25 protein-coding genes and 4 tRNA genes are annotated in these 24,749 nt (G+C 40.3%); 23 read left to right on the top strand and 6 right to left on the bottom strand.

What is annotated here, in order from left to right; genetic code table 11:
• Nucleotides 1-47: 47 nt before the first annotated feature.
• The 13 genes from B1201_RS11470 to B1201_RS11410 all read left to right on the top strand — a co-directional run bounded on the left by B1201_RS11470 (nt 48) and on the right by B1201_RS11410 (nt 12,954).
• Entirely contained in the window at nt 48-1,121 is a 1,074-nt protein-coding gene (locus B1201_RS11470) for an NAD(P)H-dependent glycerol-3-phosphate dehydrogenase (RefSeq protein ID WP_078188874.1), read from the top strand.
• A 79-nt stretch (nt 1,122-1,200) separates the two neighbouring features.
• Complete coding sequence (locus B1201_RS11465) at nt 1,201-1,656, top strand: SixA phosphatase family protein (RefSeq protein WP_078193626.1); 456 nt, start codon at nt 1,201-1,203, stop codon at nt 1,654-1,656.
• Nucleotides 1,657-1,683: 27 nt separating this feature from the next.
• Nucleotides 1,684-2,823, top strand: a complete 1,140-nt coding sequence (gspL, locus tag B1201_RS11460; RefSeq protein WP_078193625.1) for a type II secretion system protein GspL — start codon at nt 1,684-1,686, stop codon at nt 2,821-2,823.
• Nucleotides 2,823-3,302 carry a type II secretion system protein GspM gene (gspM, locus tag B1201_RS11455; RefSeq protein ID WP_078193624.1) on the top strand — a complete coding sequence of 160 codons (480 nt, stop codon included), beginning with the start codon at nt 2,823-2,825 and terminating at the stop codon, nt 3,300-3,302. Before gspL ends, gspM begins: the two co-directional genes overlap by 1 nt.
• Nucleotides 3,303-3,392: 90 nt before the next feature.
• Entirely contained in the window at nt 3,393-4,394 is a 1,002-nt protein-coding gene (locus B1201_RS11450) for a quinone-dependent dihydroorotate dehydrogenase (RefSeq protein WP_078188867.1), read from the top strand.
• Nucleotides 4,395-4,399: 5 nt separating this feature from the next.
• Nucleotides 4,400-4,987, top strand: coding sequence for a CvpA family protein (locus tag B1201_RS11445; RefSeq protein ID WP_078188866.1), 588 nt, complete (start codon nt 4,400-4,402; stop codon nt 4,985-4,987).
• A 24-nt stretch (nt 4,988-5,011) separates the two neighbouring features.
• Complete coding sequence (purF, locus tag B1201_RS11440) at nt 5,012-6,550, top strand: amidophosphoribosyltransferase (RefSeq protein ID WP_078193623.1); 1,539 nt, start codon at nt 5,012-5,014, stop codon at nt 6,548-6,550.
• A 91-nt stretch (nt 6,551-6,641) separates the two neighbouring features.
• Nucleotides 6,642-8,531: a M48 family metalloprotease gene (locus tag B1201_RS11435; protein WP_171263783.1), complete on the top strand. Its 1,890-nt coding sequence runs from the start codon at nt 6,642-6,644 to the stop codon at nt 8,529-8,531.
• Nucleotides 8,532-8,703: 172 nt separating this feature from the next.
• Nucleotides 8,704-9,351, top strand: a complete 648-nt coding sequence (locus B1201_RS11430; protein ID WP_078193621.1) for a hypothetical protein — start codon at nt 8,704-8,706, stop codon at nt 9,349-9,351.
• A 20-nt stretch (nt 9,352-9,371) separates the two neighbouring features.
• A complete protein-coding gene (locus tag B1201_RS11425; RefSeq protein WP_078193620.1) occupies nt 9,372-10,343 on the top strand; it encodes a 2-hydroxyacid dehydrogenase in 972 nt (323 codons plus the stop codon).
• Between the two features lie 85 nt (nt 10,344-10,428).
• A complete protein-coding gene (locus tag B1201_RS11420) occupies nt 10,429-11,868 on the top strand; it encodes a M48 family metalloprotease (protein WP_078193619.1) in 1,440 nt (479 codons plus the stop codon).
• A 121-nt stretch (nt 11,869-11,989) separates the two neighbouring features.
• A complete protein-coding gene (locus B1201_RS11415; protein ID WP_078193719.1) occupies nt 11,990-12,349 on the top strand; it encodes a hypothetical protein in 360 nt (119 codons plus the stop codon).
• 47 nt (nt 12,350-12,396) lie between these two features.
• Nucleotides 12,397-12,954, top strand: coding sequence for a GNAT family N-acetyltransferase (locus tag B1201_RS11410; protein ID WP_078193618.1), 558 nt, complete (start codon nt 12,397-12,399; stop codon nt 12,952-12,954).
• A gap of 114 nt (nt 12,955-13,068) precedes the next feature.
• Here the strand turns inward: B1201_RS11410 and B1201_RS11405 are convergent, their stop codons facing one another.
• Nucleotides 13,069-13,515: a GatB/YqeY domain-containing protein gene (locus tag B1201_RS11405; RefSeq protein ID WP_078193617.1), complete on the bottom strand. Its 447-nt coding sequence runs from the start codon at nt 13,513-13,515 to the stop codon at nt 13,069-13,071.
• 39 nt (nt 13,516-13,554) lie between these two features.
• Nucleotides 13,555-13,770: a 30S ribosomal protein S21 gene (gene rpsU / locus B1201_RS11400; RefSeq protein ID WP_001136722.1), complete on the bottom strand. Its 216-nt coding sequence runs from the start codon at nt 13,768-13,770 to the stop codon at nt 13,555-13,557.
• 146 nt (nt 13,771-13,916) lie between these two features.
• Here rpsU and tsaD point away from each other — a divergent pair, with 146 nt between their 5' ends.
• Entirely contained in the window at nt 13,917-14,933 is a 1,017-nt protein-coding gene (tsaD, locus tag B1201_RS11395) for a tRNA (adenosine(37)-N6)-threonylcarbamoyltransferase complex transferase subunit TsaD (RefSeq protein ID WP_078193616.1), read from the top strand.
• A 38-nt stretch (nt 14,934-14,971) separates the two neighbouring features.
• Here tsaD and B1201_RS11390 read toward each other — a convergent pair whose 3' ends face one another.
• Nucleotides 14,972-15,940 (bottom strand): Lrp/AsnC family transcriptional regulator, encoded by a 969-nt coding sequence (locus B1201_RS11390; protein ID WP_078193615.1) that lies wholly within the window; start codon nt 15,938-15,940, stop codon nt 14,972-14,974.
• Between the two features lie 97 nt (nt 15,941-16,037).
• Here B1201_RS11390 and B1201_RS11385 point away from each other — a divergent pair, with 97 nt between their 5' ends.
• Both B1201_RS11385 and B1201_RS11380 read left to right on the top strand, forming a co-directional pair.
• Entirely contained in the window at nt 16,038-17,333 is a 1,296-nt protein-coding gene (locus B1201_RS11385) for an MFS transporter (RefSeq protein ID WP_078193614.1), read from the top strand.
• Nucleotides 17,330-18,673: an amidase gene (locus B1201_RS11380; RefSeq protein WP_078193613.1), complete on the top strand. Its 1,344-nt coding sequence runs from the start codon at nt 17,330-17,332 to the stop codon at nt 18,671-18,673. Before B1201_RS11385 ends, B1201_RS11380 begins: the two co-directional genes overlap by 4 nt.
• A 69-nt stretch (nt 18,674-18,742) precedes the next feature.
• Here the strand turns inward: B1201_RS11380 and B1201_RS11375 are convergent, their stop codons facing one another.
• Complete coding sequence (locus B1201_RS11375) at nt 18,743-19,615, bottom strand: ATP-binding protein (RefSeq protein ID WP_078193612.1); 873 nt, start codon at nt 19,613-19,615, stop codon at nt 18,743-18,745.
• 189 nt (nt 19,616-19,804) lie between these two features.
• Here B1201_RS11375 and B1201_RS11370 point away from each other — a divergent pair, with 189 nt between their 5' ends.
• The 6 genes from B1201_RS11370 (at nt 19,805) to B1201_RS11345 (ending at nt 22,700) form a co-directional block, all read left to right on the top strand.
• On the top strand, nt 19,805-21,316 hold the full coding sequence (locus B1201_RS11370) for a DUF3336 domain-containing protein (RefSeq protein ID WP_078193611.1): 1,512 nt from the start codon (nt 19,805-19,807) through the stop codon (nt 21,314-21,316).
• The gene (locus tag B1201_RS11365; protein ID WP_143221694.1) at nt 21,294-22,118 is read left to right on the top strand and encodes a protein kinase domain-containing protein; all 825 of its coding nucleotides are present in this window, start codon (nt 21,294-21,296) and stop codon (nt 22,116-22,118) included. The genes B1201_RS11370 and B1201_RS11365 overlap by 23 nt, the downstream gene beginning before the upstream one ends.
• 107 nt (nt 22,119-22,225) lie before the next feature.
• Nucleotides 22,226-22,310 (top strand) — tRNA-Leu (locus B1201_RS11360).
• A 37-nt stretch (nt 22,311-22,347) separates the two neighbouring features.
• Nucleotides 22,348-22,421, top strand: a tRNA-Trp gene (locus B1201_RS11355).
• Nucleotides 22,422-22,457: 36 nt separating this feature from the next.
• A tRNA-Leu gene (locus B1201_RS11350) sits at nt 22,458-22,542 on the top strand.
• A gap of 73 nt (nt 22,543-22,615) precedes the next feature.
• A tRNA-Leu gene (locus B1201_RS11345) sits at nt 22,616-22,700 on the top strand.
• Nucleotides 22,701-23,005: 305 nt separating this feature from the next.
• On the opposite strand, the gene B1201_RS11340 is transcribed toward B1201_RS11345, so the two are convergent.
• Nucleotides 23,006-23,209, bottom strand: a complete 204-nt coding sequence (locus B1201_RS11340; protein WP_078188846.1) for a hypothetical protein — start codon at nt 23,207-23,209, stop codon at nt 23,006-23,008.
• Nucleotides 23,210-23,650: 441 nt separating this feature from the next.
• Between B1201_RS11340 and B1201_RS11335 the strand changes: the two genes are divergently transcribed.
• The gene (locus B1201_RS11335; RefSeq protein WP_078193609.1) at nt 23,651-23,917 is read left to right on the top strand and encodes a hypothetical protein; all 267 of its coding nucleotides are present in this window, start codon (nt 23,651-23,653) and stop codon (nt 23,915-23,917) included.
• 91 nt (nt 23,918-24,008) lie between these two features.
• On the opposite strand, the gene gloB is transcribed toward B1201_RS11335, so the two are convergent.
• Nucleotides 24,009-24,740, bottom strand: a complete 732-nt coding sequence (gene gloB, locus B1201_RS11330) for a hydroxyacylglutathione hydrolase (RefSeq protein ID WP_078193608.1) — start codon at nt 24,738-24,740, stop codon at nt 24,009-24,011.
• Nucleotides 24,741-24,749: the final 9 nt, after the last annotated feature.

Here is a 24,749-nt window from a genome sequence, read left to right as displayed (position 1 = left end):
ATCGATTGATGAAGTTCGATCAGTAAAGAAATTAGGATAAAAGAACAATGTCAGAACTTGATTTTGCAAGTCTTGTTAGCCCTGTGTCAGTTGATCAAAAAACTGCACTACGTGTTACGGTGTTGGGTGGTGGGAGTTTTGGTACTGCGATGGCCAATACCGCAGTACGTAATGGCTGTGACACCATGATATGGATTCGTGATGAGGCGGTAGCTGCGGATATCAATGCAACACATATCAATAAACGTTACTTGCCAGATTTTCAATTAGAAGCCGGTTTGCTCGCTGTTTCAGATTTAGAAAAAGCAGTATGTAATCGTGACATTATTTTAGTGGCTATTCCGAGCCATTCTTTCCGTAGTGTTTTACAGCAGATCAAACCTTTTATAACCTCACAAGCAGTGGTGTCTTTAACCAAAGGTATTGAAGCCAATACCTTTAGCTTTATGAGCGATATTATTCGTGAAGAACTTCCTGAAGTCCCTTATGGTGTGCTTTCAGGGCCAAACTTGGCGAAGGAAATTGTTGCAGGACAACCTGCGGGGACTGTGATTGCAAGCCAATCTGAGCTGGTTCGTTATGCAGTTCAACAAGCGCTACACAGTGCGTTGTTCCGTGTATTTGCAAGTGATGATGTGCATGGCGTGGAATTGGGCGGTGCTCTGAAAAATATCTATGCAGTCGCGATGGGTCTAGCTGCAGCTTATGGTGTCGGTGAAAATACCAAGAGTATGATTTTGACACGTGCTTTGGCAGAAATGAGCCGCTTTGCAGTGAAATTAGGCGCAAACCCATTAACATTCCTAGGTTTATCTGGTGTCGGTGACTTATTTGCAACTTGTAGTAGTCCACTTAGCCGTAATTACCAAGTCGGCTTTGCACTCGGTAGTGGTAAAAGCTTAGAACAAGCCACCAAAGAACTGGGACAAACTGCGGAAGGGATTAATACGATTGTGCAAGTACGCGCACGCTCTGAAGAGCTCGGTGTGTATATGCCAATTACCAGTGCCTTGTACGAAGTGATTTTTGAAGGTGCGCCGGCACTGAATATTGCATTGTCACTGATGAAAAATGGCCATCGCAGTGATGTTGAATTTGTCTTGCCACATCAGCAAGTTTAAGTTTGCTGATTAATATGCAATACACATAGCTTTGTCATACTGGCTGTATATAATGTGCGGAATAGAATAAGGAAATTTTATGCAACTGACATTGGTTAGGCATGGCGAAGCTGCTCCGCCAGTAATGGGGAATGATGAAAAGCGTCCTTTAACAGCGCGCGGACAAACTCAAGCGGCAGAAACTGCAGCATATTTGAAAGATATAATTCAACCAGACGTTTTTGTGGTGAGTCCGCTACTGCGGGCGCAGCAAACACTTTCATCTTTGCAAAAACATTTTCCACATGTGCCTGTGGTTATTTGTAATGCCATCAAACCGGAAGATGATGCCAAAGTTGCAGTGGAATGGTTGTCACATTTACCGTATGAGTCTATTGTGGTGGTGTGCCATATGAACGTTGTGGCACATATGGCCAGTGTTTTGGTCTCAGAATATTTTAATCCCTATGCTTTGGCAGAAGCGCGCATTTATGAACAAGCGGTCATTGCTCCAGGGTTATCAACACAAATTAAAACGTTTATACCATCAACATAAAAACCAATTAAAACGGCAGAAAAATTAATGTTGTATTTATGGATGCCCGAAGCCAATGGGGTTTGGCAATGGTCAGAAGGGGATTTCTGGAAGCAGTCATCGACACTTGAACAATTGATTCAGGAAATTCAGCCATATGCGGGAAAGGAAGCGGTTGTTTTCTTTCCAAGTCGTGATGTACAAATCATTCAGCAAAATTTTCCAAAAAACCAATATAAAAAACTTGGCCCAGACGGCGTAAAATATTTACTTGAGGAATATGTCATTTTGCCTTTGGATGCAATGAAAGTATTGCATCATTTTCAAAGTCCAGATGAATTAACGGTCATGGGGGTTGCGCATAGTGCAGTCGAAACGATGCAGCATGCTTTGACACTAATCCCTGTGAAAGTCATTTCGTTATTACCTGACTTTTTGGTCTTGCCAAGTCCAGAAGCAGGGCAACATGTTTTGGCAAATGTCAGCGGTCATTTATTGGTCCGAAATAGTGAATATGTCGGTCAGTCTGTTGATGATTTGGCATTGTACTTAGATTATCAAATTGGTCAGCCGAACTATAAGATTTCAAATCTAAGTTCAGATCAGACGCATAGTCTTGAAGCCACTGTAACGCATGATCACATTGAATCATTTCATTATGAATTACCCAATATAAAAAAACCGAAACAACATCCACTGAATGTTTTGCCGAAAGCCAAAGCCAATACGGGTGTGAGTGGCTATTGGAAAGCATGTGCAGCAGTTTTGGTCGCAGCTTTAGTTACACAGTTTAGCTATGATGCAGTTCGTTGGTATCAATACAAAAAAGTGGCCAATATCACTGCGACACAAGCGATTGATCAGTTTAAATATTGGTTCGGGCAAAGCTATCCTGTGACCGAACAAACGCTGAAAAGCCAGTTCGAGTCACAATTGCGTCAGAGTCAAACAGGCAATGCACAGGCGCTGTCCTTACTGAGCCGTGTTGGTCCTGTTCTAATGCAAAACCAAATTTCTGCAAATCGTGTGAGCTATGAAGCCTCGATGTTAAATATGGAGCTAAAAGCCAATTCGGCAGAAGTACTACAAACCCTAACCAATCAATTAAAACAACAAGGTTTTAAAGTTGAATTAGGGAATATTCAACCAAGTGCCAACGGCGCGATTGGATTGGTGAAAATACAATAATGATAAAAATGGAAAACCTACAGCAACGTATAGATGGGCAAATTGAGCGCATCACTGATTATTTAGACCAACTGTCAACACGTGAACGAGTCATGGTGATCTTTACCACGATTTTTGTTGTAGTGGCAGCGATTGGTTCGGGACTGTTTTATATGAACAAAGCTGCAAATTTTCAACAAAAGCGCGTGAATGAACTCAAGGATACTGTTGTTTGGATGCAAAGTAATGCTGTCACGATGAAACCAGCAGGTGATACACAACTGAGCGCGTTGGAAAAAGTTCAGCGTGTATCGCAACAACAGGGTTTATCCGTGGCATCTCAACAAGTCGGTGAGCAAATACAGATTGCTGTGATGCATGAAAATTATGCAATTCTGGCCAATTTTTTGACGCAATTGGTTCAAATGGGCTTAAGTATTGAAAAGATGGAATTAAGTTCTGAAGCAGGACAGGTTAAATTAACAGCGAGTGTACAATAATCGGTAAAAATAAAGATCTGCTAAGCATGGTGTTTTATTTGTGCTGTGCCTATAATATGCCGACTTAAAAAGCAGTAGACTTTTATAGATATGTTGTACTCTCTAGCCCGCCCTTTGTTGTTTACTTTAGCACCAGAGCGTGCACATGAGCTGACATTATCGCTGTTGAAATCTTCTCACAAGATGGGAATGATGCGTCAAAACGTGGCGTCTAAACCAGTGACATGTATGGGAATCGAATTTCCGAATCCTGTTGGTTTAGCAGCCGGTCTTGATAAAAACGGTGCTTATATCGATGCGCTGGCGAGCCAGGGCTTCGGCTTTATTGAAATTGGTACAATTACACCACTTCCACAATCAGGTAATCCTGAACCTCGTTTATTTCGTTTACCGAAAGCAAAAGCCATTATTAACCGTATGGGTTTTAACAACGATGGCGTGGATCAGCTGATCGAAAATGTCAAAGCTGCAAAATTTAAGGGTGTACTTGGGATCAATATCGGTAAAAATGCAGTCACACCTGTTGAAAAAGCAGTTGACGATTATCTGATTTGTCTAGAAAAAGTTTATAACTACGCTTCTTATATTACGGTTAATATTTCATCTCCTAACACAAAAAATCTTCGCAGCTTACAAAGCGGTGATGCTTTGACTGAACTGTTAGAGACGCTCAAGAAACGTCAACTCGAGTTGGCGGATGAAAATCAACATTATGTACCCTTAGTACTTAAAGTTGCACCAGATCTAGAACCTGAAGACATTAATTTTATTGCACAACAATTGTTAAAATTTAAAATTGATGGTCTGATTGTTACCAATACGACTTTGTCACGTGAAGGTGTTGAAGGCCTTCCATTTGGTGATGAAGCTGGAGGTCTATCCGGCGCGCCAGTCTTTGAGAAAAGTACGGCATGTTTGGCGGCTTTTGCTAAAGTATTAAACGGTCAAATTCCATTGATCGGTGTAGGTGGTATTTTGTCGGGCGCAGATGCTGTTGCGAAACAAAAAGCAGGAGCAAGCCTTGTACAAGTGTATAGTGGCCTCATATATACAGGTCCGACACTTGTAAAAGACTGCGTAGACGCATTGTAAATATCATGAATACCATTGATATCTTTATACTGATTATTTTGCTCATTGGAGGGCTTAACGGTTTGCGTCAAGGATTTGTAAAAGCCTTTGCGAACTTCATTGGATGGATTCTTGCACTTGTCATTGCGGCAAAGTATGCAACCGTCCTTGCACCTTCGATGACATCTTTAAGTACAGATCCAGTGGTACAGAAGATTGCCGCGTTCGCATTTATTGTATTGCTGATTGTAGTCATGACTTGGGTCGCTACATGGTTATTGAACAGTATTTTGAAAACATTAAAGCTTGGTCCTTTAAATCGACTGGCAGGTGGTGTTTTTGGAAGCTTAAAAGGATTGTTGGTGGTTTTGATCACTATGCAGGGGCTAGGTCCTTGGGTAGAAAGTTCACCACATTGGAAACAATCTAAAATGGTTCAGTCATTATTGCCATATGCGCCTTGGGCAACTGAATTGTCCAAAGATGCTGCAAATCAAGCACTTCATCATATTCAGTCTGAAGATGCTCAGAAATCTTCAGACCTCCCATCTGAGTCGCAGAACAAGCACGGACGTTCTGGATCGGGTGAGTCAACAAATAATCCTTTTTATTAACCCTAGCTTGTCTGCGAGGTTGCTATGTGTGGAGTAGTTGGTATAGCTGGTAAATCACCTGTTAACCAAATGTTGTTTGATGCGTTAACGATGTTACAACATCGTGGACAGGATGCAGCCGGGATCGTAACTTGTCAGGATGGTCGTTTATTCCTGCGTAAAGATACGGGTATGGTGCGTGATGTGTTCCACACACGTCATATGCGTGCATTACAGGGTAATTATGGTATTGGCCATGTTCGTTACCCAACTGCTGGTTCTTCAAGCAGTGCTGAAGCTCAGCCATTCTATGTGAACTCACCTTATGGCATCACGCTTGCACATAATGGTAACTTAACTAATGCTGCTGAAATTCATGATGACTTGTTCAAGACTGACTTACGTCATATGAACACCGATTCAGACTCAGAAGTATTATTAAACGTATTTGCACATGAATTGCAAAAACGCGCAAAACTTACACCAAGTGCTGAAGATGTATTCCACGTGGTATCACGTGTGCATGAACGTTGCAAAGGTGGTTATGCGGTTGTTGCTATGATCACCGGTCAGGGCCTTGTAGGTTTCCGTGATCCAAATGGTATTCGTCCATTGATCTACGGTTCGCGTGAAACTGAAAATGGTATGGAATATATCATTGCGTCTGAATCTGTCGCAATTACCGCGCTCGGCTTTAAGGTTGAACGTGATATTGCACCGGGTGAAGCAATTTATATTACTGCTGATGGCGTGATGTCGACCAAGCAGTGTGCAGTAGCCCCTGAATATCGTCCTTGTATCTTTGAATACGTATATTTTGCGCGTCCAGATGCAACCATTGACGGTATTTCAGTTTACAAAGCACGTTTGAAAATGGGCGAAAAACTTGCTCAGAAAATTCTACGTGAATGGGGTGATGAGCACGATATCGATGTCGTGATCCCAATTCCTGATACTTCACGTACTTCGGCGCTAGAACTTGCAAATACCTTAGGTGTGAAATTCCGTGAAGGCTTCATGAAGAACCGTTATATCGGTCGTACCTTCATTATGCCGGGTCAGCAACTTCGTAAGAAATCTGTGCGTCAAAAGCTCAACCCTGTAGAGTTAGAGTTCCAAGGCAAAAACGTACTCTTGGTCGATGACTCGATTGTTCGTGGTACGACTTGTAACGAAATCATTCAAATGGCGCGTGATGCGGGTGCGAAAAAAGTCTTCTTTGCGTCTGCTGCACCGATGGTGAAATATCCAAACGTGTACGGGATTGATATGCCAGCCAAATCTGAACTGATTGCGTCAGAACGTAGCGTTGAAGAAATCCGTGAAATTATTGGTGCTGATCGCTTGATTTTCCAAGACTTGGAAGATCTGAAATCTGCAGTACGCACCAAGAAAGTCCCTGAGTTACAAGACTTTGATTGCTCGGTATTTGATGGTAAATATGTGGCAGGCGGTATTGATGCTGAATATTTGGCAGCTTTAGAGCGTAAGCGTAATGACTCTGCAAAAAATGAAAAGCCAGCTTATATCGATGTTAACATTGATGCAGCTTCTGTGGATTTAACAGGTGTTCGCGAAGAATAATCTGCTGAAAACACACTGAAAAAGCGGGAATTTCCCGCTTTTTTCATTTATGATGAGCAAACAAAAGACAATGTAGCTTAAGGGTATTACATTGAGACGTGTGGGTTATGATTTTATAAAAAACAAAAATATGTTTTGGCCTGTCACCATGTGTATGGCGGCAGTGTTTTTGACCGTCGCAATTATTAATGTAATTGTCGGTTTAATTGTGGATTATTGTGATTCCACTCAGTCTATCTATTGGCATGTCCTTAGCCCATTTTTAGTGGCTGCTGTACTGCTGATTATGTTGGTTTCAGTTCTCTATGATTTTTACACCTTTCGTTTAGGTGGTTATTCACTTGCCAAACAATTAGGTGCGCGTCGTCTCAGTCTGATAGAAAGTATTCCTGAAGAAAGTGTTGCACTGCGTATGACTGAGCAGCTGGCAGATACCTTTCTAATCGATACTCCTGCACTTTATGTCCTACCTGATGAAGTGGGGGTGAATGCGCTCACCGCTGGTTTTAGCCCTCGAGATACATCGATCATTTTAACCTGGGGTGCCTTACAAACCCTAGATGAGATGGAAATGTATGGTTTGCTGAGCCATGAATTTAATAAGATCTTGTCGGGGGAAGCTGCTGAAAATACCCGTTTGAAAATCTTATATAGCGGTTTGACGACCTTTAGTCAGTGGGGCAGTAAAATTGCAAAACGTGGTTTCTATAAAAATGGACAAGCAAGGGACAATAAGTTTGAAACGCTCTTTGTAGCGATTGGCGCAGTTATTTGGTTGATCGGTAGTTTAGGTGTTTTGATTTCCCGCTTTATTAAATATATCTCTTTGGGTTCTCGAACCTATCGTAATGACCAGAAAACTAAACGTCTGATTCAAAATGATGCCAATATTCAAACCTTATTAAGGATTTATGTGCATCATTCAGGTTCGCAAATTCATAGTGAATATGCGGAATCGATTTCTCATATGTGTTTTGCAAACTCACTCAGTCCGCAAAACTGGATGAATATTCACCCAAGTATTGAACAGCGTATTTTTGAATTAAATCCGGCGCTCATTCATGACCTGCAACTAGAAAATTTAAAAAAACTGCGAAACCAGCCGCTATTTTATTTATTCCGTTCACTAGAAGAAGCTAGTCCAGATGTTGCAACACCATGGAACTCGCCGCAACCATTACCTTTACTGCGCTTGTCACCGATTAGTTTTGCGATACGAGATGCAATTAAACCGTTGAACCCCGAGATTCGTGAAAATTGGCAGCGGCCTGAATTGATCCAACGTGCCTTGCAAACAGCAACGGGTTCGCGTGAGGTGATGGTTGCTATTTTAATGATTCGTCAGTATCGAGAGTTTATTCCGACTGAAGCTGAAGTGAGTCGTGCGATTGTGGATGCCTTATTGAATCTTGATGGTCGTGTGCATATCTCCATTTTTCATGAGGCATGTAAAAATATTGGCACCATGCCTGCGACAATTTCTCGGCAGTTCTTAACCAAGCTGGCCAAGATTATTCAAGAAGATGGTGAAATTGGATTACTCGATGCATTACTACTTGAAACAGTCAAATATGAGTTAAATCTGTTGCCTGCACATACACCTACATCTTTAGAAGATGTAAAACCGAGTATTGTGCGTTTGATTGATGCCTTGTTGCATGTGCAACAAATTAACAGTGATAACCAACTCGAAGTGCGTGAAAAAATCCTCAATCGAATCTTAACGAAAGAAGAACTAGAGTTCTATCGCGATATATCTGATGAGCCAATTGATTTGGCTGAAATCCTAAATGATATTTCTGGGCTGCTGCTGCGTGAGCGGTTAAGCATTCTTGGGGTTGCTGAAATATGTTTATGGAATGATCGAATTATCACGCAAGATGAGTTGGATGTTTTGCAGCTACTATATTGGCGTATTGGATTTGAATCAGCTGAGATAGTTGAACTAATGCAAAAGAAAAATAGTTTAATGATCGTATAATTATTTATAGCGGCTTGATTTATGAATAGATTAAAAGTGTCAATGAAAAGTAATCTGAGCAAGTCTACAGAATCTTTAAAGAAATAGTATGATCTAATTGATTTATAAAAGTTCAGCAAAAACCAATGAATCCCGTTAGAATATCAAGCCTTGAATAGGTGAAAATGAAAGCATGATTGGGCATCAGCGAAGCATAATGGCGGCAATGGGAATTGATATATGGATTCCTCAGGCGGCTCCGTGTCAGCAATTTAGCTCAAATATTTGGCGAGATCAGGCGGCTCCTGAAATAGTCTCTGAAATTCTACTCAAAAATGAGTCTCAGCCAACGCCTGTTTCATCACAGACTGAGCTTAAAAAGAACGTTGATATTGTTGTAAATCAATCTGTAGAAGCACCTAAAGATGAACCAAAGGTTGTTGAGCCTGTTGAAGTTCGTCCAATTGTTCAAATCCCTTCGTTTAACTTAGAAGCCATCTGTTTAATGCACTGTGTCATTGTCATTGATGCCACCGAATTAACTGCAGAGCAGCAAGTTTTGTGGAGCAATATTCAGCGCGCAGTCAGTGCCGATTTTTTTGCCTTACAGTGGCCTTTTGGTTGGGTGAATTTGCAAGATGGTCGTGGTGCAGCATCTTATGTACAGGGTTTTATCGATGCGATGAGCTTGGATAAAAATGTCATTTGCCTAGGCGATATTCCACATTTAGAGCATGCGAAGGTGTATCCATTGGCATCTTTACAGCAAATGATTGAACAGCCTTTATTGAAAAAACGCCTATGGCAATTTATGCAAAATAAGGCAGGACAAAATACTTAAATTACGTAAATGGAAAATTTATGCAAAAAAAAGTAGTGGTTTTTAGTCAAATAGATCAAGAAATAATTCAACGTTTAGAACAACAATTTAAAGTTTTCCAAATTAGTCCTAAATTGGGCGATGTGAATCAGCAAATTCTTGAGCATTCAAAAGATGCTGATGCCATGATTGGTGCGGGACGTTTGTTGAATGCCTCAAATTTAGCCCATGCATCACAATTAAAAGTCATCTCAAGTGTAAGTGTCGGTTATGACAACTATGATCTAGCATTTTTAAATCAAAAAAATATTTGGTTGAGCCATACTCCGCATGTATTGACGGAAACTACAGCAGATTTAGCATTTACCTTGTTGATGAGTGCAGCACGTAAAGTGCCTGTATTGGATCAATGGACCAAACAAGGGCAGTGGAAGCGTACAGTGGGTCCTGAGCAATTTGGTATGGATGTCTTTGCTAAAACCATCGGAATTATTGGCTTAGGACATATTGGCGCAGCCATTGGGCGTCGTGCTCGCTACGGCTTTAATATGAATGTGCTCTATCATAATCGCCGAGAAAAAATTGAATTGGCTGAATCGTTATCAGCACAATATTGCGATTTGGATGATTTGTTGCAACGTGCTGACTTTGTGGTCGTTGCAGTGGATTTAAATGCAGAATCCAAAGCATTAATTGGTGAACGTGAGTTGGCCTTGATGCAATCGCATGCGGTATTGGTCAATATTTCACGCGGTTCAGTGATTGATGAAGCCGCTTTAATCGATGCATTAAGTCGTGGTCAAATTTTTGCAGCAGGCTTAGATGTGTATGAGCAAGAGCCACTTCAAGAATCACCTTTATTTACATTAGCCAATGTCGTGACATTACCCCATGTGGGTTCAGCAACAGCGGCAACCCGTAAACGTATGGCAAAGTTGGCTTATCAAAATTTAGTGGATGTTTTGGTGCATGAACGCGCGCCACGCTATGTGGTTAATCCAAAATTTGAATAAACAATCACAACAGTTTTCTCCATAATTCACCAAAATTCAATGCTATATTCGATGAAGTACGAATATGAAATTTAGAGAATAGACTTTGAAAAAGATTTTACTGGCATGTGGTCTCGGGCTTTGTTCGACATTGGCGCAGACGCAGTCCGTAGATTTTAGTTCATCCCCACAATTTTCTGTGCCTGAAATTGGTAGTGGCGTCGGCTTGTTGGATCAACAAAAAGAACGTGCCATTGGCGAGAAGGTGTATCGTGAGGTGCATCGTCAACTTCCTGTGACTGAAAATCCGTGGATGGAAGATCGTCTTTTATCTGTCTTTACGCATATTTTGAGCCAAACCCAACTCAACCAACCGGTCGGATTGTTATTAATTAATGATCCACAAATTAATGCTTTTGCTGTACCGGGTGGTTTATTTGCATTAAATGCTGGATTAATTAATTCAGCTCGCAACATGGATGAAGTGGCAGGGGTGATGGCACATGAAATTGCACATGTCTCACAACGTCATTACAGTCGTTCACAAGAAGCTTTTAAAGGGCAAGGTTTATTGTCCCTAGCCGGTATCTTGGTCGGAGCCTTGGTGGCCTCACAGGCAGATGGTGATGTAGGTGCGGCTGTAATGATGGGTTCACAAGCCGCTTTAATGGATAAACAGCTAACCTATAGCCGCAATCAAGAACGTGAAGCAGACCGCATCGGGATGCAGTATATGTACCGTGCAGGATACAATCCTCAGAGCATGGCTGACTTCTTTGAAGTGATGCATCGCTCTACGAGTCGAGTGAGCTTTCTGCCTGATTTTTGGTTGACGCATCCATTAACCACGGAGCGTATGAGCGAAGCTCGCTTACGTGCCAATCAGTTGCCTAAAGTTAAAACTAGTTTGGTTGATCAAGATTTTGAAATTCTGCGTTGGTATAGTCGAGTATTGTCAGGTCAGGCGACAGAGTTGCAATTAAATGCGATGGTGGCGCAAAAGAATTATGCAGCTGAGTTGGCTTTGGTGAGCTTGCATATTAAACAAGGCGACTTTAGTGCTGCTCAAAAGTTATTGAATGAAGCGGCAAAACAAAATGCATCGCATGCACTTTTTACTATTTTGCAGACCGATGTGCTGTTGGAACAAAACAAAGCAGCCGATGCCGTAAACGCTGTGAAAAGTTCGGCAATCATCATGCCTGAAAATCGTGCATTAAATTATAAATATGCAGAGGCTTTGATTCGAAACAATGAATATGCGCAAGCACAACTGATTTTACAGCGATTTTTACAAGCAAATCCGCGTGACTTGAGTGGTTGGCGACTGATGTTACAAATGGCTGATGCAGACAAAGATGCAAGCTTCCGTTCGGTCAATGTGCTGCGATATCGAGCTGAAGTAGAGTATTGGGGCGGGGATGAAGAACGCGCGATTAAATCTTTGCTACAGGCGCAGCGCATCGCCAAAGACTCGAAAAGTCTTTCTGCGAAAATCAAGCAACGTGTAGACGAAATGCAAAATGAACGGAAATTAAAAATATAAAGATTTCAAATGTGATGCACTTATCTATGTCGATTATAAAATGCAAATTGTAGTTTTAGTGGCTTGGATTAATCAGTGTAAACTAGCTGGATGTAAAATGTTTATGATTAAGAACTTACAAATGAAAAATATGATTTTGGCGGCCTGTCTGTTGGGCTTAGCAACGAATATTGCAGCAGCTAGCGCAGAACAATATGTGATCGCTGTGAATGATATTAACGAAAAATATAAAACCGATGTACGCCAATTTTTTAGTCAGTTAGACCCACAGCAACAGGGATTTAAAGCAGACCAGCAAGTGAAATACTGCGGTATTGTTCAGGCTTATGTAAATGATCTATATCGTGCTGCAGACGAAAATCGTGCATTTTTAGATCGTGAGTACCGTAATATGAATAAGCAGGATGTGATTCAGCAGGTGATCGCATCAAAAGAGATGCAATTATTAAAAAAATATAATGTGCAATGTGCCCTAAATTAATAATAAATTTATAAGCATTTTAAATCATCACGAGAAACTGAATAAAAATGAAACTCGATGATTTTGGTATGAGTCATGGCAGAATCACGCTTCAGTTGATTCAGCGCCACGATGCAAAAGCACTTTATGAGGCTATTTGTCAAAGTATAGAAACCTTACGAATGTTTCCTGCAAGTTTGGCTTGGTCCTTACAAGAACCTAATTTAGATGCTTCATTGGCATTTTGTGATTCGAGAGTGTTGGCTGCATTCAATCAGGAAAATTTTGTTTATGTGATTCGTGAGCAACAGTCGCATAACTTTTTAGGTGTCATGGATATACATCAAATCAATTGGATGGAAAACCAAGCTGCCGTTGGATTTTGGGGAAATGTTGAATTTAAAGGGCAGGGTTTGATGACAGAAGCCTTGCAGTTATTTGTGGATCAATTATTGAATGATCTAGGATTTAAGCAATTAAACGCTTTTGTAGATGTAGAGAACAAGCAAGCACGACGTTTATGTGAACGAGTAAATTTTAAATTGATTGAAATCGAACAAGCTGCAATTCAAAATCCAGTAGATGGAAGTTGGCGAGATATTTGTAAGTATGAAATCGTTAAATAAGAAAGATAATTATAAATGATGAATGAATTTGAATTATTTTTGAATTTGGATAATTTGGCTATTTAAGTCATCAGCGAACTTAAATAGACCAAATCAAACAATATAGATGAAAGATTAAGAGAGTTTCGCTTTAATTTTAGCTGAAACTTGTGCAGGATCGGCACGTCCGGCTATGAGCGGACGTAGAGAGTTCATCACCTTACCCATATCTTTCATGCTAGTAGCTTCTTGCGCAGTAATTGTTTGCGCAATGATGGAATCAAGTTCTTCCTCAGTCATAGCTTCTGGTAGAAATTGAGATAACACCTCAATCTCGGCTTGTTCCTTACTAGCTAAATCATCTCGATTTGCACCTAAAAAGGCTTTAACCGATTCTTTGCGTTGTTTGATTTGCTTTTCAATGACCGCAAGAACTTGCTTATCGTCAAGCTCTATGCGCTCATCGACTTCGATTTGCTTGATTGCTGCCTGTAGACTACGTATTACCGTTAACTTGTCCATTTCTTTAGCACGCATAGCGGCTTTTAAAACTTCAGTTATTTGGTTTTTTAAAGTAGTCATTTATCTTGTCCAGGTTAGTCAATCAATCACAAATTAATCTTAGTAAAGGCGAGTAGTACGTACTGATTCGCGAGCCAATTTCTTTTGGTAGCGTTTAACAGCAGCAGCTTTTTTACGTTTACGTTCTTGAGTTGGTTTTTCGTAGAATTCACGTTTACGAACGTCAGCAAGAACACCCGCTTTTTCGCATGAACGTTTGAAACGACGGATAGCTACGTCTACTGGTTCGCCTTCTTTCAATTTAACTTGTGGCATGAAGAATCCTCATTAAGTTATGGATAAGATCTCGGGTCGAATTACCCTTGATCACAAGTGAAGGTCAGTATTTTACTCATTTACATCTCATATCACAAGTCTATAATAGGTTTCGCAATATTTTGAAATGGGCAAAAGGCAGTTTAATGATCGTTTTAGGCTTGGAAACTTCGTGTGATGAAACAGGACTCGCACTCTACGATAGTGAGCAAGGATTACGCGGACAAGTATTGTATAGCCAAATCAAACTGCATGCAGAATATGGTGGTGTGGTACCTGAATTAGCTTCACGTGACCATGTGCGTAAGTTAATTCCGTTATTAAAACAATTGCTTGAAGAAAGTAAAGTTGATAAATCTGAAATTGATGCCATCGCATATACTCGCGGGCCGGGCTTGATGGGTGCATTAATGACAGGCGCATTGTTTGGTCGTACGTTGGCATTTGCACTGAATAAACCTGCAATTGGTGTACATCATATGGAAGGTCATATGTTGGCGCCTTTGTTGTCTAAAACTCCACCAGAATTTCCATTTGTGGCACTTTTAGTCTCTGGCGGACATACTCAATTGATGGCTGCTTATGGAATTGGTCAATATGAATTATTGGGTGAGTCGATTGATGATGCAGCAGGTGAGGCATTCGATAAAGTCGCTAAAATGATGGGTCTACCATACCCAGGTGGTCCAAATATTTCGAAATTGGCGATCAATGGTGACATCAATGCCTTTGAATTTCCACGTCCAATGCTACACCAAGGTTTAGATTTTTCATTTAGTGGTTTAAAAACTGCCGTTTCAGTTCAATTGAAAAAAGTTGAAGGCGAAGGTCGTGAGGCGGATATCGCTGCATCATTCCAAGAAGCGTTGGTTGATACATTGGTGAAAAAATCAGTGAAGGCCTTAAAACAAACTGGTTTAAAACGTTTAGTTATTGCCGGTGGTGTAAGTGCAAACAAGCGTTTACGTGAGCGCTTAGAAGCTGACTTGGCAAAAATCCGTGCAAATGTGTTTTATGCAGAACCTGCGCTGTGTACAGATAATGGTGCAATGATTGCGTTTGCAGGTTATCAGCGTCTTAAAGCGGGTCAGCATGATGGTTTGTCTGTTACAACTACACCGCGTTGGCCGATGACGGAATTAAGTAATCCAAACGAAGCGTAAAAATCGTTAAAAAAAGAACCGCATTTGCGGTTCTTTTTTTAATCTAAATTTGAAAATAACTGCGCGCTGCTGATTTTTCGCATAAATCCTGCACGTTTTAATGCCAATGTCACCATGTTGGTATTGCAAGATTGAATGCCTTCAAAATTACCAAGATCTTCTGTAATGAGTTTCCATAAATCACTTGAATCATTACATAGGACATGCCAGAAAAATTGTGAATCTCCACTAATGCCAAATAGGCAGCGTGTGTTTTTAAGTTCAGACAAGGTTTTGGCAATTTGATTTGCTGCATCTGGACGAGCTTTAATCAAGATAATCGCTTCGGACTTATAGCCCATCAAACTGGGTTCTACATCGACACGAATGTTGAAAATGCCTTCTTCCAATAAATCATTCAATAATTTCTGAGTTTTATGTTCACTGAGTTCGATTTGCTCTGCCAAACTTTTAATAGATGAACGCCCATCAATAGACAGAGCACGAATCAGTTTTAACTCTATTTCAGTCAAACTTCTAAAATTTACGTTTTTATCGCTTGTACCTTCTAAAGCTTTGGGTTTACTGGCCCAAGTAAATGGTTTTAATACGGCTTGGGTTTCTACGGTTTTAATATCCGGAATATGCGTAACAAAATCATGCATCCAAACAGAGAGATCGGCGGCCTTTTCTAATCCAATTTCAAGGAAAATATCGGCAAGTCCTGTGGTTAGAAAAACAATGCGTACTTCTGGACGGTTTGCAAAAAATTGCGCAACTTCTTTTTCCTTCCCAAATTTCACACTGATCCAGACATGAACGGTGTAACCCTTATTGGCAACCACAGGATTTAATTCAATTGCAGTTCGTATAACTTGGTCATCTAGCAATCTACCTAGACGTCGAGACAGCTTTTTTTCAGGGACATCACTAATCTGGCTCAGTTCTCGCCATGATCCTCTCGGATTGGAGATAAGAGCTTTGATGCATGCAGTATCGATTTCGTCGAAACTAAAAGATTCACTCATGATAATTGACTTGTCCAAAAACTAATTATAATCTAAATTTAAGTCTAGAAAATAAAATATAACCTTTATTTATGTCTAAATATTAAATGAGACGCTTATGGATGAGTCAAAAATGCAAAACTCAATTTCCACACAAGGAAATGTATCACAAAAGAAAGTTATTCTTGCAGGAACTGTAGGAAATGCTATCGAATGGTTCGATTGGACGATTTATGCAACTTTTGCAGTATTTTTCGCGAAACAATTTTTCCCATCAGATGATTCAACCGCATCCTTGCTTGCGACCTTCGCAATTTTTGCTGTAGGTTTTTTCATGCGTCCATTAGGTGGAATCGTATTGGGGATCTTTTCTGACCGCTATGGTCGAAAAGCAGCTTTGGCCGCAACCATCATAATGATGGCAGGTGGTTCTTTGATGATAGGTCTTTCACCAACCTATGAATCAATTGGTATTTTTGCGCCGATTATTTTGGTATTAGCGCGATTACTTCAGGGTTTATCTTTGGGTGGTGAGTTCGCTTCAGCGGCAACTTATCTTTCAGAGATGGCACCAAAAAATAAACGCGGATTCTATTCAAGCTTTATGTTTTTCAGTTCAGCGATTGGTATTTTGATGGCCTCAGGTCTTGCTTGGGCTTTAACAAGTACTTTAACTGAAACGCAAATGAGCGAATACGGATGGCGTATTCCGTTTATTTTGGGTGCGATTGGCGGCTTGGTGGGTATGTGGATTCGTAAATCAGTACCTGATAGCGAAATGACCCATAAAAAAGAATCAGTAAAAAATCCTTTGGTTGTACTGATTAAACGTCATCCGAAAGAAACGCTTCGTATTGTGGGTATTTCTATCTTAACAACATTTGCATTCTATATTTTTGTGGTCTATGTCCCGACCTATGCCATTAAAGTTTTAGGCGCAGAGCCACAAACAGCCTTTGCTGCAAATACTGTTGGCTTAATTATCTTTATGTTGTGTCAGCCTGTGTTTGGCTGGCTATCAGACAAAATTGGTCGTAAACCACAGTTGATCGTATTTGCCGTGGGATATTTAGTGTTCTTTTATCCAATCATTAAATGGATGGATGGCACGTTTGCATCTATTTTATTGGTCGAGCTTTTCGGCTTGGTTTTATATGCTTTATATACCGCCATTGGCCCAGCTGTCATGTCTGAACAGTTTCCGACAGAAGTTCGTGCAGTTGGCATTGGCGCACCCTACAACTTGATGGTGGCTTTACTCGGCGGCACAACACCGTATGTGCTAACTTGGCTACAAAGTATTGGTAAACAAGATTATTTCTACTTTATGGTATTGGTTGGCGCATTATTAACATTAATCACATTTATGAAAATGCCTGAAACGGCAGGAAAAGGTTTGGAAGATATAAAATGAATATTGTGAATTTATCTGCACTTGAGCTTGGTCGCCAGATTGCCTGCAAAAAGATAACTTCAGTAGAGACAGTTCAATTTTATATTGATCGAAACCAAACATTTAAACATCTAGATTGTATTTCGGAATTATTCGAAATCGAGGCTTTGCAACAGGCACAACATTTAGATGAGTTGCTTCAGCAAGGCACTCGATTGAGTCCATTTCATGGTGTGCCAATTTTACTAAAGGATAATCTGGATGTAGCGGGTCATATCACCTATGCAGGTACGGTTTATTTAGATCAAAAAGCGCAAGCGAACTGTAAACTGGTTGATCAATTGCAAGATTTAGGTTTTGTGATTTTAGGTAAAACTAAAATGACCGAGTTGGCTTTTGGTTTGTCTGGTCAAAATCCAATGCAAGGCACACCTAAAAACCCGTGGGCAGAGCAGCAATTTGCACCGGGTGGATCTTCTTCAGGTTCAGCGGTTGCGGTGGCTAGTGGTCTTAGTCCTATGGCCTTTGGCGGTGATACAGGTGGTTCGATTCGTACACCAGCAGCATTAAATGGTATATTTGGTTTTAAACCTTCAGCCCATAAAATTGCCGACACGGGTGCAGTACCTTTATCCAAAACTTTAGATACTCTAGGGCCTTTTGCACGATTTGCAGATGATATTAGCGCTTTAGTCAATGTATTGATGGATGTAGATGTTGGAGCGGCATCAAGTCAAAATGTAATTTATGCTTTAGATGAATCTGCATTTCCATATCCGCTTGAGCCTGAGGTATTAACCCTTTGGCGCGAAGGGCTAAAACGCATTGAATCATTGGGAATCGAAATTAAAAACTGGCAACCACCTGCACATTTCGATTTTCATGATTTATCGGACCGGACGTCTGACATTATTGCTTATGAAAGTTATTTATATCATGGCGATACAGCTGAAAATGCTGAAACACAGATGTGGGAATTAGTTCGTCAGCGTGTGCTACGCGGTAAGAGTATTTCACAGGAAAAATACGAGTCATTGATTGCAGAGCGAACTGAGTTTCAGCAGACATTTAAAGCTTCTTTAAATGGTCAATGTTTGCTGTTTCCAGTGAGCCCATTCCTTGCAGCTGTGTCAAGCTCAACGGATACCGAGTTTAGTCATGTGGGTGAATACACGCGTCCTTTTAACTATTTAGATGCACCAAGTTATGCTTTTCCAATGACTCAAAGTGAAAGTGGACTGCCGATGGGTATTCAATTGGTTTCATATCAAGCTAATGATGTTAATGTGGTAAACACAGTGCAGAAAATTGCCAATGGTTTAGGTATTCGTTCTGTCCTTCCACCTATTTGTCAGAATTAAAGAATCATTTGTCATATTCAATTATAAAGAACCGCTATTGCGGTTCTTTTTTTATTTAGTTTTTTGGCTCTAGGCTTGTTTAAGTTGTTCTGACCCAATCCAATGCTTTGAAAATTGATAAGCAGCACGCCCTGAACGTTGCCCACGACCTTGACACCAACGTAGTGCCTCAGCACGCGCTTCATCTGTCCAAGGCATTGCAGCTTTAGCCAAATAATGTTCAACAATTTCTAAATATAAATTTTGATCCATTGGGTAAAAAGACAGCCACATCCCAAAGCGGTCAGAAAGAGATATTTTTTCTTCAATCGCTTCTTGTGGATGGAGCTCAGTATATTGAGGCACATCTACCTTGGTTACAGGTGTGTTTTCATGCATGAATTCTGGCAATAAATGACGACGGTTACTGGTAGCATAAATAATAAAATTACTTGAACCTGATTGTAATGAACCATCCAAAACACTTTTTAAGCTGCGATAGTTTTCATCTTCAGCATTAAACGCCAAATCATCACAATACACGATAAATTTTTCAGGGCGATTTTCAATTAACTTTTGAATTTCTGGCAAATCAGATAAATCATCACGCTCAATTTCAATTAAACGTAAACCTTGGTCTGCATAATGGGTGAGCAGAGCACGGACGATGGATGATTTACCTGTACCACGAGAGCCAGTAAGTAAAACATCATTGGCAGGTAAGCCTTTTAAAAACTGTAAAGTGTTTTGAATCACTTTTTCTTTTTGACGCTCAATTCCTTTTAAATCTTCTAAATACATGACTTTGGGCTGTTGAATGGCTTTAAGCTGTTTATCTTGCCATTTAAAAGCGATACTCGAAAAATCGGGTGCTTGTTTAAGCTCAGGCAAACTGTGCTGTAGTTGTAAGAGTACAGTAGATAGCGATTGAAGGATGTTGTCAGGTAAATCAATTGTAGCCATGATAAGTCAGCTTGTCGTGTCTTGTTGTTGGTTGGTATATGACAGCAGTGTACATCAATAATGCAGTTATAATCGCTGAAATATGTCAAAGTTTAATGATTGTTCTGGGAGATCAGCGCTATTCGAACAACCAAAAAGTTGTTATAAATCTAGCTGAGGGAACAGTTTAAAGTGTGCTGAGGGATAGTCATGTTGTTTACAGGGTTTTCAAAAAGTATTAATCCACATCAGGCATATCGGATAAAAAAATTAAAGCGTCAGCTCGACCGTGCTGAATGTTATGAAGAATGGAAAGATATCGCACTTAAAATAGATGAAGAATCGGGTGCGCAAGAATGGAAACTCGATAATAGTTCACCGTATTTTGATGCAGAAATTATTACTCATCGTTTAGGGTTACTGAGACGATATCGAGCTCAGAAACGTACTCGAGATTTGATGTACATTTTAAGTGAAGGTTTAACTTATGATGTGGGCAATATTGCCCATCCCTTGCTGTTTACAGAAGCCTACGTCGGTACCAAAAAAATTATTGAAGACTATGTTGATGAGGTGAGTCAAAGTTTGGCATTTATCGCATCCCACGAATGCGTTTGTCTCAATGCTGCACAAAAAATTGAATTCTTTGAACAAAGCCAAAAAGCCTATGGTCAACCTGTTTTGATGTTTTCAGGCGGTTCAACTTTAGGTTTGTTTCATACCGGTGTGTGTAAAGCACTGATGGAACAAGATTTGATGCCAAAAGTTCTGTCTGGTTCCAGTGCTGGCGCAATTATGACCGGGATGTTGGGTGTATCTAAACCGTCAGAATTTACCAATTTATTAAACGGACAAAATTTCTTTAGTGAGGCATTTCACTTTCGTAAATTGACTGAGTTAGTGCAGGGTAATGGCGGTTTGGCAGATGTAAAATATCTGAAAAAGTTTTTGGTTGAAAACTTAGGTGACTTAACTTTTGCCGAAGCATATAAGCAATCAGGTCTGCATATCAATGTGGCAGTTGCGCCTTATGATGCATCACAAGATGCACGAATTATGAATGCCTATACATCACCAGATTTGTTGGTTTGGAGTGCAGTGTTGGCATCATGTGCAGTGCCCATTCTATTTCCACCGGTACGACTGACCAGTAAGCGTTATGACGGGCAATTTACGCCATATATGTCGGCTACACGTTGGGTGGATGGTAGTGTGCGCAGTGATTTCCCACAGGAGAAAATGGCACGTCTATATAATATTAATTATAGTATCGCCAGTCAGGTCAATCCGCATATTGTGCCGTTTATGCAGGATGATGCTTCACGCTTTCGTAAAAGCATGTTGAGTTGGCCTGAGCGGATCGTTCGTCGTCAAGGTAAGGTGATTAGTAAAGGGGTGATGGATTTTGCCCGTGAGCGTGCAGGAAGTATTCCACCGGTAAGACGGTTGCTTGATCATGGTTATGGGGTGGTGGATCAGCGTTACTATGGTGATGTCAATATTGTGGGGAAATATGGCTTAAGACACTATAGTTATATGTTGCAAAATCCTCGACCTTATCTGTTTAAAGTATTGCAGCGTGAAGGTGAAAGAGCCACTTGGCCGAAGATTTCATTAATCGAAACGCAAGCCCGCATTGGTAAGACCATTCAGCATTGTTTGGAATTATTAAATTATCAAAATGAACCCAGTCAACGACATGCAGAATTTATTGCGGTTTAAATCCACAGATTTAGCGCAAACCATTTGCGAGCCAAAAACCAAAACCAAAAGTTTGGTTTTTGGCCGTCGTCTATATCAATTTCAATTCAACCAACAACGTCATTGGCTCAAGGCGCAAGTCAGTGACAGCAGCCCTGAACATGTAGCTAGTTTTGGTCGAGAAATTGAGCTGTACCAGCTATTCAATCAAGCGTCTACACAAAACAGTATCACGCTACCTTTTCAAGTGATAAAAGAGACGCATCTCAGTATTCAGCAAGAGCCTATTGATCGCCTATTAATACTGCCCAATGCTGAGCCTTGGTTCTTACAGCCTGCATCGAGTTTGAGCATCGAACAGGTGAAGCAGGTGCTATGGCAAGCTCTCGATGTGGTTCAACGATTAAGCTTGCACGGTTGGATACATGCAGATTTAAAACAAGAGCATTTTGTGAATTGGCAAGGGCAGTGCAAACTCATCGACTTTGAGCAAGCGCTACCATTAGATTTTGATCAGCAAAATGCCTTAACTGCGACACCACGTTATATGGCTCCAGAACTTTTCCATGGACAAGCAAAATCTTTGCACAGTGATATCTACGCTTTGGGGATTATTTTCTTGGAATGGCTGACATCACAGCGTTTAGATGCAAAAAACTATCAAGATTGGGCCTATTTACATTGCCAACGCTTAAAGCTTGATCTGCCAATGCAATATCAAGGGTTTAGTCAGCTATTGCAACACATGTTGATGAAGCAAAAAAATGACAGATTGGTGGATTTTTATCGCTTAAAAAGCGACTTAGTTGCTGAATTTGCTTAAGAAAAATACAAAAAAAGCACTATTGTTTTTTATTTAAACAAACAAGATGCTTTTTTATAAAAAAGGCTTGTCATGTAAGGGTGATCTCTATAATATACACAGCCATCGGGGACGTGGCGAAATTGGTAGACGCACTGGATTTAGGTTCCAGCGCCGCGAGGTGTGAGAGTTCGAGTCTCTCCGTCCCCACCACTGAATTACTAAACATGAGTTTGGTAATGAAGGTCACAGAGGATTGGTGTAATGGTAGCATGACGGTCTCCAAAACCGTTCGTCAAGGTTCGAATCCTTGATCCTCTGCCAAGTTTTAAAAAGTCTGACATTGTCAGCAACCCTGTTGGGGACGTGGCGAAATTGGTAGACGCACTGGATTTAGGTTCCAGCGCCGCGAGGTGTGAGAGTTCGAGTCTCTCCGTCCCCACCACTTAATTTATTAAGTTGCCAAATAAACAGGTTTTTAAAACAAATTAAAGTCTGACATTGTCAGCACCCGAGTTGGGGACGTGGCGAAATTGGTAGACGCACTGGATTTAGGTTCCAGCGCCGCGAGGTGTGAGAGTTCGAGTCTCTCCGTCCCCACCATTAGATTAAGCAAGGTTTTATACCTTGATTTTTTGTTTTGAAATTCGAAAAAATCAGTGTCTTAAACATGGTCTTTTTTGAAGACTAATTCTAATAAAAAAATCTAATGAAAGAATGATGAACGAAGAGATACTGCAAGATGTCTAATCTTGCTTTTTTATTGTCTGAAATTTATCTCGTTAAAATGAGTCAGTAAAACAAAGGTGAAAAAAAGCCCGAATATACGGGCAAATTTTGAAATGCGGATTCGAATCAATCGAATTAAATCATTTATTTCTAATCGTTCGAATAAATTATAGAGAAGATTATGCCTTTAAATGATCTTCAAACTCTTCACCGAGCTGCATGGCCAAAGCATTACCAGACAAATCTACAGTCACTAGACCATATTCTTTTTTAAAACTGAATGTAAATCCACGATTATCTGCCAGTGTACGAACAGAATATCCTAACTTTTCTAACCAAAGACGGAAGGCAACTAAATTTTTTGCTTTAACCACTTTTTTCACGAGCGAACTCCTTATCAATCATTAAAATATTAAATAGGGGTGTCAAAATATTTTTTAAAGGGGAAATGGAAAACTTTTATTTAAAATATGAAATTTTGATGGATAAATAAACAGATTATCGGCTTGTAAACTGTATAAACTCATTTAACTTGCTGTTTTATAAAAAGCTAAACTTAATGTAAGTAAATATAACGTATTTTAAAAATTAGGTTTTTGGCAGTTGGATTAAAATATATCCTATGTGCATAGAGAAGCTGTGCGCAAAATAAACGATTGCTTGGCTTAGAATGCACAGCTGTTTGGGCATGCAGTTGTGGATTGCAAATAACAGCTTGTTCAAAGCCTAATTCGCTGGATAGGTGAGCTTGCAATGCTATTTCTCATCAAGATTTATCGAAAAGTTTTTATACTATGTTCTATTGGTATAAGTAGATTGAACGCATGCAGAACATTGAGCACGATGTCAAAGCAAAAATTGAACAGATGCAACAAGCGGGACAGACGCCTGTTGCGGTGATGCTTGGACATGAAGATTGGTTGGTCTTTTCGGAGCAATCCAAAGTGGCATATACACCATTTGGTAGTGCACGACGTTATCAGCCGGCATTAGGTGGTTTATTGATGGTACGTATCGATGAAATGCAAGCCGTACGAGTTGTGACTCAAGCTGAATTGGATGAGTTTGCTGCCACCAATCAAATTTTATAAATATAAAATGATGAATTGGCCCGAAATATTCATCACAAATAAAAAAGTTTATTTGTGATGAAATCTAAAATGCTTATAACTCGCAATCCAATTAAAAATTGTCTTTGAGTTCTCTTAAGCGCTGAAACGTTTCAACACTTTCTGCGCGTAAAAATGGATTGGTTTCTAATTCTAATTCAATACTGCTTGGTAAAGTACATTGTCCGAGCATGCGCATTGATTCAACCTCATCAAAACGCTGTTGTATGGCAAGGTTGTCAGGTTCAACATGCCGCGCAAACTGAGCATTTGATAGGGTGTATTCATGAGTACAATACACTTGAGTTTCAGCAGGGAATGCGGCTATACGGTTCAAGGAATCGTACATTTGTTGAAAAGTACCTTCAAATACACGTCCACAGCCCATAGCAAATAATACATCGCCACAGAACAGTGTATGAATGTCATCGATAAAATATACGATATGACCGAGGGTGTGGCCGGGCGTTGCTGTTATTTCGACTTCAAGACCATGAAATTCAAAACGGTCATTATGATCGAGAGGATAATTCACCCATGGAATACGGCTTAATTCTGCACGGGGACCATAAACGGCAATGTTTTTATCCTGAATAAGTTCCGGTACGCCACCGACGTGATCTTTATGCCAATGCGTTAACCAAATTTGTGTGAGATTGAGTTGATGTTCCTGACAATAGCGCTCGACTAAGGCAGCTTCAGTAGGATCTACCGCAATGACATCATGGCTTTCGGTGTGTTCAAGCAGCCAAATATAATTTTGCAGTGAATTTTTGACATCCAATGTATGTATTTTAAACGCCATATCCATTCA

Source organism: Acinetobacter sp. ANC 5600 (assembly GCF_002018395.1).
Lineage (GTDB): Bacteria > Pseudomonadota > Gammaproteobacteria > Pseudomonadales > Moraxellaceae > Acinetobacter > Acinetobacter amyesii.
The sequence above is the reverse complement of the archived record's forward strand: the minus strand, read 5'-3'. Positions and strand labels throughout refer to the sequence as shown.